The following is an 8923-nucleotide window of genomic DNA, read 5'->3' as shown; positions in this document are numbered from 1 at the left end:
AGACCGTCCCCGAGTCCAAGATCGTGGAGACCCTCATCGAGGAGGCCATGAAGCTCGCCGAGCAGATGGAGGCGGACGGCGTGCCCTCCGGCGAGCCGTCGGTCTCGGTGGCGGGCTGACTCCCGCCCGCCGTGGGCGCCGTCCTCGCGGGGCGGCGCCTTCGGGATTCGCCAGGTACAGTGCGGGAAATCAGCAGAACCTCGTGGTGAGGCCCCGCACGTGTTGACCCAGACCACCTCACGGGTGCTCGAACCGAGCGACCTTGACGCCGCGCTCGCCGTACTGAACCGCGATCCGGTCGCCAACGCCTTCGTCACCGCCCGGGTCCAGGTCGCCGGCCTCGACCCGTGGCGGCTCGGCGGCGAGATGTGGGGCTGGTACGAGGACGGCATGCTCACGTCCCTGTGCTACGCGGGCGCCAACCTCGTCCCGCTCTGCGCCACCCCCCGCGCCGTGCGCGCCTTCGCCGACAGGGCCCGGCGGGCCGGCCGCCGCTGCTCCTCCATCGTCGGCCCCGCCGAACCGACCGCCGAGCTGTGGCGGCTGCTGGAGCCGCACTGGGGCCCGGCCCGCGACGTCCGCGCCCACCAGCCGCTGATGGTCACCGAACGCATGCCCGCCGACATCGCCCCCGACCCGCTCGTCCGCCGCATCCGCAAGGACGAGATGGAGACGATCATGCCCGCGTGCGTGGCGATGTTCACCGAGGAGGTGGGCGTATCGCCGCTGGCCGGCGACGGCGGCCTCCTCTACCAGGCCCGCGTCGCCGAACTCGTCGGCGCGGGGCGCTCCTTCGCCCGCCTCGACGACGACGGCAAGGTCGTCTTCAAGGCGGAGATCGGCGCGGCGACGGCCCAGGCCTGCCAGATCCAGGGCGTGTGGATCGCGCCCGAGTACCGGGGCAGGGGCCTGGCGGCCCCCGGCATGGCCGCGGTGCTGCACTACGCGCTCACCGACGTGGCCCCGGTGGTCAGCCTCTACGTCAACGACTTCAACACAGCGGCGAGAAGGACGTACCGCAGGGTGGGCTTCCAAGAGGTCGGCGCGTTCATGAGCGTCCTCTTCTAGCCCTCCGCCACGCGTCTTTCGGACCTCGTCCGGTCCTGCTACAGCTCCTCGATCAACCCCGCCGCGCGGACCACCGCCGACAGCGCATCCGGGTGTCCCGTACGCCCGTGCACCTCGATGCAGGTGTCGGCGAGCTTGATGACGTGCTCGTCCCCGTGCCGCGCGGCCAGGTCGAACACCTCCTCCGGCGACTCGGGCGCGACGGGAAGATCCGCCTCGGGCGCGGGTGCGGCCGGGGCATAGGCCGCCGTGACGGCCGCACTGGCCGCCCACGCCGCGTCCAGGCTGGGCACCCACTGGTCACGTGGGAGCGCGGGCAAGGTGCGCAGCACCGCCATCGGCGCGGTCGCCGAGTGCACCAGCATGACCGCCGAGCCGTGCGCGTTCGGCAGGTAGTGCAGGACGGCAGCGGTCGTGAGGTCGGCCAGCAGCTCGCCGGCCTGCTCCGGGTCCGCAGCGGGCCGCAGCGCCGCCAGCGCGACGGGCCAGCCCGGTACGTCGGCGAGCTGGCCGAGCCGGTGGTTGATCCCCGCGCTCTGGTCGGGGACCCGGGGAACCCCGGCGAGGGCGGACGCGGGACCGGCGCTTCCCGACGGCGGCGTGGCCGGTACCGGCTGCCAGCGCGCCGCCCAGTAGCCGAGGGCCTGGCCGAACTCCGTCAGCCGGGGCCCGTCCTCATGGGCGAGCAGGGCGTGCACCGCGTGCCCGGTACGGATCACACCGTGGGTGGCACCGGCCGCGATACCGGGCAGGAGCCGCGGCCACCACGTCTCCAGCACCGCACGCCAGGGCCGCTCCCGCACCTCGCGCTCGAAGTACACGAGCCAGTCGCCCAGCCGGCGCGGATCACCTAGCGCCGTACGCCACTCGTCCGCGGTCAGGGGCGAGACCCCGCGCGGCAGGTCGTCCAGCCGGTCCATGTAGCGGTCGAGCCAGCGGTGCACCCGGCCCCCGTGTCCGTGCCGGACCAGCGCTTCCGCGGCCATCGGGCCGTGATTGGTCAGCCATCCCTCGAACTCCGGACCGCTGCGGTGCAGTCGTTCGTAGGCCTCGTCGAGCGTGCTGTCGATGTCCATGACACCGGACGGTAGCCGCGCCCCGGAGCCTGATCATCGGTCAGGGGATCGAACCACGGCCGGGCCTGTGGCCTAGGTCCGGGGTCGCACCGCCCAGGGCCGAACGGCCGACGCCGCAACGGTGAGCGCGACCTCCCCTGTACGCTCCCGGCATGGACGTCGTGATCGGCCCCCTGGACCTCCCAGCCCACGTGGACGAGGCTTTGGCGGTCCAGGCCGCCGCCTTCGGACTGGGCCCCGAAGAGGTGGCCGTACGCCGCCAGATCGTCCGGCGTCACATGGAGTACCCCGGCGCCCGGGCCTTCGGAGCCACCTGCCAGGGGAAGCTGGTCGGCTTCGTCTACGGCATGCCCAACTCCCGCAGCCACTGGTGGTCCACGATCGTGGAGCCGTACCTGCGCGCCAACGACAACGTCTTCTGGCTGGACGACTCCTTCGTCATCACCGAGCTGCACGTCCACCCCCGCCACCAGAACAGGGGCATCGGGCGGCGCCTGATCACCACCATCACCGACACCGCCGCCGAACCCCGCTCGATCCTCTCCGCGATCGACACCGACAGCCCGGCCCGCGGCCTGTACCGCTCGCTCGGCTACGTCGACCTCGCCCGCCGGGTGCACTTCCCGAGCGCCCCCAAGCCGTACGCGGTGATGGGTGCCCCGCTCCCGCTGCGCCGCAAGGAGCAGCGTGTCCCATAACCGATTTCCGCCCGCGCAGCCAGCCCGGCTAACCTCCTAGCCATCAACCTTTCCCTGGCAGGAGTACGAGAACCATGGCCAACGCACCGGTCCAGCGCATGTCCCAGTTGATGGCGAAGACGCTGCGCGACGACCCGGCGGACGCCGAGGTCCTCAGCCACAAGCTCCTCGTCCGCGCGGGTTACGTCCGCCGGACCGCCGCCGGTATCTGGAGCTGGCTGCCGCTCGGCAAGAAGGTCCTCGCCAACGTGGAACGGATCGTGCGCGAGGAGATGGACGCCATCGGCGCCCAGGAGGTGTCGCTCCCCGCCCTGCTGCCGCGCGAGCCCTACGAGGCCACCGGCCGCTGGGACGAGTACGGCCAGGAGCTGTTCCGGCTGAAGGACCGCAAGGGCGGCGACTACCTCCTCGGTCCCACCCACGAGGAGATCTTCACCCTCCTGGTCAAGGACCAGTGCACGTCCTACAAGGACCTGCCGGTGATCCTCTACCAGATCCAGACCAAGTTCCGGGACGAGGCCCGCCCGCGCGCCGGCATCCTGCGCGGCCGTGAGTTCCTGATGAAGGACTCGTACTCCTTCGACCTGGCCGACGAGGGCCTCGCCGAGTCCTACGCCCTGCACCGCCAGGCCTACCAGCGCGTCTTCGACCGCCTCGGCCTCGACTACCGCATCTGCGCGGCCACCGCCGGCGCGATGGGCGGCTCGAAGTCCGAGGAGTTCCTGGCCCCGGCCGAGGCCGGCGAGGACACCTTCGCGGACTGCCCGAACTGCGAATTCGCGGCGAACACCGAGGCGATCACCTACGAGCTGAAGCCGGTGGACGGCTCGGGCATCGCCGCCCTCGAGGAGATCCCGACCCCCGACACCCCGACCATCGAGACGCTGGCCGCCTCCCTCGGCGTCCCGGCCTCCGCCACGCTGAAGAACCTGCTGGTCAAGGTGGACGGCGAGATCGTCGCCGTGGGCGTGCCCGGCGACCGTGAGGTCGACCTGGGCAAGGTCGAGGCACACTTCGCCCCGGCGGCCGTCGAGATGGTCACCGAGGCGGACTTCGCGGGCCGCCCCGACCTGGTGCGCGGCTACGTCGGCCCGCAGGGCCTGGGCGAGAAGGTGAAGTACATCGCCGACCCGCGGGTGGCCCCCGGCACCGGCTGGATCACCGGCGCCAACAAGGAGCACACGCACGCCAAGAACGTCGTCGCCGGCCGTGACTTCGAGGTCGACGAGTACGTGGACGTCGTCGTGGTGCAGGACGGCGACCCCTGCCCGAACTGCGGCACCGGCCTGAAGCTGGACCGCGCCATCGAGATCGGCCACATCTTCCAGCTGGGCCGCAAGTACACCGACGCCCTCAAGCTCGACGTGCTCGGCCAGAACGGCAAGCCCGTCCGCGTCACCATGGGCTCCTACGGCATCGGCGTCTCCCGCGCGGTCGCGGCCATCGCCGAACAGAGCGCCGACGACAAGGGCCTGTGCTGGCCCGAGGAGGTCGCCCCGGCCGACGTCCACGTCGTCGCCGCGGGCAAGGCCCTGCAGACCGAGCTGGCCCTCGACGTCGCCGACAAGCTGGCCGCCGCGGGCGTCCGCGTCCTGGTGGACGACCGGGCCGGGGTCTCCCCGGGCGTGAAGTTCACCGACGCCGAGCTGATCGGCGTACCGCGGATCCTGGTGGCGGGCCGCCGCTCCGGCGAGGGCGTGGTGGAGCTGAAGGACCGCCGGACCGGTGAGCGCGAGGAACTGCCGGTCGACGAGGCGATCGCCCGGCTGACGGCCTGAGCGGCAAGACCCCGGTGACGCCGGACGGGAGATCCCGCCCGTCCGGCGTTTCACTGCGTCAGCCCTTCCGGCGCTCGCGAGGCGCCGGCCTTCGACGCCCTACAGCCACCCCGCGAACTCCAGCAGCAGCTCCGCGTCCTTGGGCCGCCCCACCCGCAGGGCCCGCACACCGGACTCCACCGCCCGGAACAGCGTCCAGCCGCGCAGCCGCTCCTGGTCCACCTCCAGCGACTCCGCGAGCCGTTTGATCCGGCGCCGGGTGATCGCCGGTCCGGACGGTGCCGCGATCAGGTCCTCCACCCGGTCCCGCACCAGCCGCGCCAGATCGAAGGCGCACTCGCCGACCACCGGGTCCGGCCCCACGGCGAGCCACGGCGTCCGCTCCCCGGCAAGGACCTTGCTCTGTCGGAACGTGCCGTGCAGCAGCCGGTGTTCGGGCGGCGCGGCCAGCAACCCGTCGCGGGCCGCGAGCGCCGCGTCGACCAGCGGCGCCGTCTGCGGATCGGCCTGCGCGCCCGCCCGCATCGCCGCCGCCTGCCGTCCGGTGCGCTCCGCCACCGTCTCGAAGCCGTGCTCCGCCGGAGGTTCGACCCACAGCCGGCGCAGCGTGCCCGCCGCCTCCAGCAGCGCCTTCGCCTCCGGCAGCGACCGCACCGACACGTCCGGATGCAGCCGCTCCAGCAGCAGCACCCCCTCCTCCGGCTCCCGCGGTCCCTGCAGCAGCAGTACGGCGCCCACGCCGCCCCAGTGGGCCAGCGCGGCCCGTTCGCTCTCCGGGCGGGCCCGGGGCGGGGCCAGCTTCAGCACGGCCGGGGTGCCGTCGGCCAGCCGTACCAGCACCACCAGGCTGCTCCGGCCGCCCGGCATCTGGACCCGCTCGACGGTCGACTCGCGCCGGGCCACGGCCAGTTCGGCCGTCCGGGGCAGCTGCGCCAGCCAGTCGTCCCCGGCCGGTGCCGTCTCACCGAGCGCCCGCACCAGGCGGGGCGGCGGTTCGAAAGCCATGCGCGAGTCGTTCCTTCCTGCGGTACGGGATGTCGTGACGGCGCCTACGGGGCCACCGAGGGGGTGGAGGACGGTGTCCTGCCCCCCGTCGTGCCCGCCGCGCCGGTCCCCTCGCCGGAGCGCTCGGCGAGTCCAGGGAAGGCTACGCTCTGCCCGCTCCAGCGCACCGCCCGCACCGCTGCCTCGCGCAGTACCGCCGCGGCGGCACCACGCTGCGCGCCCGTCGTCGCCCGGACCAGGTCCGAGTAGACCCCGGCCAGCCGTTCCTCCAGCCGCGCGGCGAGCCGCACCGCAGCCGCCGGGTCCGGCACCGGGAACGGCAGCGCGTACCCGGCGCTCGCCGCCACCGGCTCGCCGCCCAGGTCCCGGACCTGGCGGGCCAGCGAGTCCCGGCGGGAGCGGTGCGCGTCGTAGGCGGCCCGCGCCTCGGCGCGCCGGGCCTGGCCGATCCGCCCGCCGACGACGCCGTACCCGTACACCGCCGCGTGCTCGGCGGCCAGCGCCGCCTGCAGCGCCGACAACACGGCCCGCTTCGCCTCGTCGCTCACTTGGCCCCCTCCATCAGCAGATACGCGTGTGCCGCCCCGGCCGCCGACACCGACGCCAGCAGTCGTGCCAGCTCGCCCGGCACCTCCAGCAGGTCCCGGGCCCGTCTGTCGGCCACGCCCCGCTCGGCGTCGGCCAGCGAGAGCAGTGCGTCCTTCGGCCGGGGCGGGACGGTGGGCGACGGGGAGGCCGTGGCGGCGGCGGTGGGGGAGACCTTGGAGGACGGCGGCTTCGTGGCCGTACCCGCGGTCCCGCCGCCGAAGGCCGCCACATGCGCGGCGACCGCCGTGCGCAGCGGACGCAGCCGCTGGGCCAGCTCCGGATGCGCGGCGAGCACGGCGTCGTACCGCTCCAGCAACTCCGCGCTGTCCCGCGCCGCGTGCGCGCGTGCCCGTGTGGCGGCCGACGGGGCGCCACCGTCTTCCGAGTCCGTACCGGCCGTACAGCCGGCCAGCACGGCGGCCCCGGCGGCGGAGGCGAGCAGGGTTCTTCTGCGCGGCCCCGAGGGGGTGCGCGGCGGCGGAGGGTACGGCACTGCAGACGTCCTCGGGGAACTCGTACGAAGGGAAGACCGGCAAGAAGACCAGTGACGGGCGGCACGCCCGTGATCACCGTACCCGCGCGCCCCGTGGACACCACTCACCGGCACCGTGCGTACCCGGGTGGACGGCAACACCCCCTGCGACCGGATACCCTTTGACCAGACACGCGCCCCATCCCACAACAGCACACGCGGCCGAGGAGTCACCCGGATGAGCACCACCCAGAGCGAGAGGCTGCGAGAGCTGCTGGAACCGCTCGTCACCTCCCAGGGACTGGATCTCGAGGAGATCGCCGTGGACTCGGTCGGACGCAAGCGGGTGCTGAGCGTGGTCGTCGACTCCGACTCCGGGCCGGACATGGACCAGATCGCCGATGTGAGCCGCGCGCTCTCGGCGAAGCTCGACGAGACCGACGCAATGGGCGAGGGCGAGTACTACCTCGAGGTCGGCACCCCCGGCGCGGAGCGCCTCCTCACCGAGCACCGGCACTTCGTGCGCGCCACGGGCCGGCTCGTGAAGTTCCAGCTGTCCGAGGGCGGCGACCTGGTCGCGCGGATCCTGACCGTGGACGACGAGGGGCTGGAGCTGGAGGTTCCCGGGGTCAAGGGGCGCAAGGCCACGACCCGTCGGCTCGGCTTCCCGGAGATCGCCAAGGCGCGCGTGCAGGTCGAGTTCAACCGCAAGGACATGAAGGACATGAAGGAAGAGGAGGAGGCGTAGCCGTGGACATCGACATGAGCGCCCTGCGGGGCTTGGTTCGGGAGAAGGAGATCTCCTTCGACCTGCTGGTCGAGGCGATCGAGTCGGCCCTCCTCATCGCCTACCACCGCACCGAGGGAAGCCGCCGCCACGCACGCGTGGAGCTGAACCGGGAGACCGGCCATGTGACCGTGTGGGCGAAGGAGGACCCCGAGGACCTCGAAGAGGGCCAGGCGCCCCGCGAGTTCGACGACACCCCCTCCGGCTTCGGCCGGATCGCCGCCACCACCGCCAAGCAGGTGATCCTGCAGCGGCTGCGGGACGCCGAGGACGACGCGACGCTCGGCGAGTACGCAGGCCGCGAGGGCGACATCGTCACCGGTGTGGTCCAGCAGGGCCGCGACCCGAAGAACGTGCTGGTCGACATCGGCAAGCTGGAGGCCATCCTGCCGGTGCAGGAGCAGGTGCCCGGCGAGGAGTACGCGCACGGCACGCGGCTGCGCTCGTACGTCGTCCGGGTGGCGAAGGGCGTGCGCGGACCGTCCGTCACCCTCTCGCGCACGCACCCCAATCTGGTGAAGAAGCTCTTCGCCCTGGAAGTGCCGGAGATTGCCGACGGCTCCGTGGAGATCGCCGCGATCGCCCGCGAGGCCGGTCACCGCACGAAGATCGCCGTACGGTCCACCCGTACGGGCCTGAACGCCAAGGGTGCCTGCATCGGCCCCATGGGCGGCCGGGTGCGCAACGTGATGGCCGAGCTGAACGGCGAGAAGATCGACATCGTGGACTGGTCGGACGACCCGGCGGAGATGGTGGCGAACGCGCTGTCACCCGCTCGGGTGTCCAAGGTGGAGGTCGTGGACATGGCCTCCCGGTCCGCCCGGGTCACCGTGCCGGACTACCAGCTGTCGCTGGCCATCGGCAAGGAGGGCCAGAACGCCCGGCTCGCGGCCCGGCTCACCGGCTGGCGGATCGACATCCGCCCGGACACCGAGCAGACCGCGGCGCACGCCGGGCAGTAGCCGGGGAATAGATCTCGGCCGCGATGCGCTGAGATCGGACAAGCCTGCATCATGTAACTGTTCGACTTCTCCCTCAAAGGGGTGAGGTCGGTACGGGGAGGTAGACTGAGGAGTGTCTGGCCGGACGTATGCCCGCGCATGCCCTGAGCGCACCTGTGTGGGGTGCAGGCAGCGAGCGGCCAAGCACGAGCTGCTGCGGGCCGTGGCGGATGGAGAACAGTGTGTTCCCGATCCACGCGGTACGCTGCCCGGCCGGGGTGTGTACGTACACCCCGACCCGGTCTGTCTCGACCAGGCGGTACGCCGCCGGGCGTTTCCGAGGGCGCTGCGCGTCCCCGGGCCGCTCGACATAAAGGCGTTGCGCCGGTACGTCGGGCAGACGGACAGTTGCTGAGCAGGCAACACGATGCCGAGCAGGCATCACGTAAGGAGAGAGTGCCGTACGGAAGTTCCCGTACGGCCTGGTACCTCGCGAGTCGAAAGCAGGTC

General features: G+C 72.6%; 10 protein-coding genes and 1 pseudogene. 7 read left to right on the top strand and 4 right to left on the bottom strand.

Features of this window, described 5'->3' with window-relative positions; translation table 11 throughout:
* Together K7G59_RS31485 and K7G59_RS31480 are read left to right on the top strand one after the other, a co-directional pair.
* Window positions 1-119, top strand: a pseudogene (locus tag K7G59_RS31485) (4-hydroxy-3-methylbut-2-en-1-yl diphosphate synthase); the annotation flags it as partial.
* 100 nt (window positions 120-219) lie between these two features.
* A complete protein-coding gene (locus K7G59_RS31480) occupies window positions 220-1068 on the top strand; it encodes a GNAT family N-acetyltransferase (protein WP_225840101.1) in 849 nt (282 codons plus the stop codon).
* Window positions 1069-1106: 38 nt separating this feature from the next.
* On the opposite strand, the gene K7G59_RS31475 is transcribed toward K7G59_RS31480, so the two are convergent.
* A complete protein-coding gene (locus tag K7G59_RS31475; protein WP_225840100.1) occupies window positions 1107-2144 on the bottom strand; it encodes a questin oxidase family protein in 1038 nt (345 codons plus the stop codon).
* Window positions 2145-2296: 152 nt separating this feature from the next.
* Here K7G59_RS31475 and K7G59_RS31470 point away from each other — a divergent pair, with 152 nt between their 5' ends.
* Together K7G59_RS31470 and K7G59_RS31465 are read left to right on the top strand one after the other, a co-directional pair.
* Window positions 2297-2842 (top strand): GNAT family N-acetyltransferase, encoded by a 546-nt coding sequence (locus tag K7G59_RS31470; protein ID WP_225840099.1) that lies wholly within the window; start codon window positions 2297-2299, stop codon window positions 2840-2842.
* A 74-nt stretch (window positions 2843-2916) separates the two neighbouring features.
* Complete coding sequence (locus tag K7G59_RS31465; protein WP_225840098.1) at window positions 2917-4620, top strand: proline--tRNA ligase; 1704 nt, start codon at window positions 2917-2919, stop codon at window positions 4618-4620.
* A 99-nt stretch (window positions 4621-4719) separates the two neighbouring features.
* Here K7G59_RS31465 and K7G59_RS31460 read toward each other — a convergent pair whose 3' ends face one another.
* Genes K7G59_RS31460 through K7G59_RS31450 form a run of 3 tightly spaced genes read right to left on the bottom strand, consistent with a single transcriptional unit; the run spans window position 4720 to window position 6706 of the window.
* Window positions 4720-5625, bottom strand: coding sequence for an aminoglycoside phosphotransferase family protein (locus K7G59_RS31460; RefSeq protein ID WP_225840097.1), 906 nt, complete (start codon window positions 5623-5625; stop codon window positions 4720-4722).
* A 44-nt stretch (window positions 5626-5669) separates the two neighbouring features.
* Window positions 5670-6173 carry a ferritin-like domain-containing protein gene (locus K7G59_RS31455; protein ID WP_225840096.1) on the bottom strand — a complete coding sequence of 168 codons (504 nt, stop codon included), beginning with the start codon at window positions 6171-6173 and terminating at the stop codon, window positions 5670-5672.
* A complete protein-coding gene (locus K7G59_RS31450) occupies window positions 6170-6706 on the bottom strand; it encodes a hypothetical protein (RefSeq protein ID WP_225840095.1) in 537 nt (178 codons plus the stop codon). The genes K7G59_RS31455 and K7G59_RS31450 overlap by 4 nt, the downstream gene beginning before the upstream one ends.
* Window positions 6707-6923: 217 nt before the next feature.
* Between K7G59_RS31450 and rimP the strand changes: the two genes are divergently transcribed.
* The 3 genes from rimP (at window position 6924) to K7G59_RS31435 (ending at window position 8828) form a co-directional block, all read left to right on the top strand.
* The gene (rimP, locus tag K7G59_RS31445) at window positions 6924-7433 is read left to right on the top strand and encodes a ribosome maturation factor RimP (RefSeq protein WP_225840094.1); all 510 of its coding nucleotides are present in this window, start codon (window positions 6924-6926) and stop codon (window positions 7431-7433) included.
* Between the two features lie 2 nt (window positions 7434-7435).
* On the top strand, window positions 7436-8434 hold the full coding sequence (gene nusA, locus K7G59_RS31440) for a transcription termination factor NusA (RefSeq protein ID WP_225840093.1): 999 nt from the start codon (window positions 7436-7438) through the stop codon (window positions 8432-8434).
* A 112-nt stretch (window positions 8435-8546) separates the two neighbouring features.
* Complete coding sequence (locus tag K7G59_RS31435; protein ID WP_225840092.1) at window positions 8547-8828, top strand: YlxR family protein; 282 nt, start codon at window positions 8547-8549, stop codon at window positions 8826-8828.
* Window positions 8829-8923: the final 95 nt, after the last annotated feature.

This window comes from Streptomyces sp. NK08204, assembly GCF_020400585.1.
Classification (GTDB): Bacteria; Actinomycetota; Actinomycetes; order Streptomycetales; family Streptomycetaceae; genus Streptomyces.
Note: the sequence above shows the minus strand (reverse complement) of the source record. Positions and strands in the feature narration are given on the sequence as shown.

Excerpts from the sequence above, each read along its gene's own strand:
- K7G59_RS31465 (WP_225840098.1), top strand. The coding sequence starts at position 2,917 with ATGGCCAACGCACCGGTCCAGCGCATGTCCCAGTTGATGGCGAAGACG.
- K7G59_RS31460 (WP_225840097.1), bottom strand. The coding sequence starts at position 5,625 with ATGGCTTTCGAACCGCCGCCCCGCCTGGTGCGGGCGCTCGGTGAGACG.
- rimP (WP_225840094.1), top strand. The coding sequence starts at position 6,924 with ATGAGCACCACCCAGAGCGAGAGGCTGCGAGAGCTGCTGGAACCGCTC.
- K7G59_RS31475 (WP_225840100.1), bottom strand. The coding sequence starts at position 2,144 with ATGGACATCGACAGCACGCTCGACGAGGCCTACGAACGACTGCACCGC.
- K7G59_RS31470 (WP_225840099.1), top strand. The coding sequence starts at position 2,297 with ATGGACGTCGTGATCGGCCCCCTGGACCTCCCAGCCCACGTGGACGAG.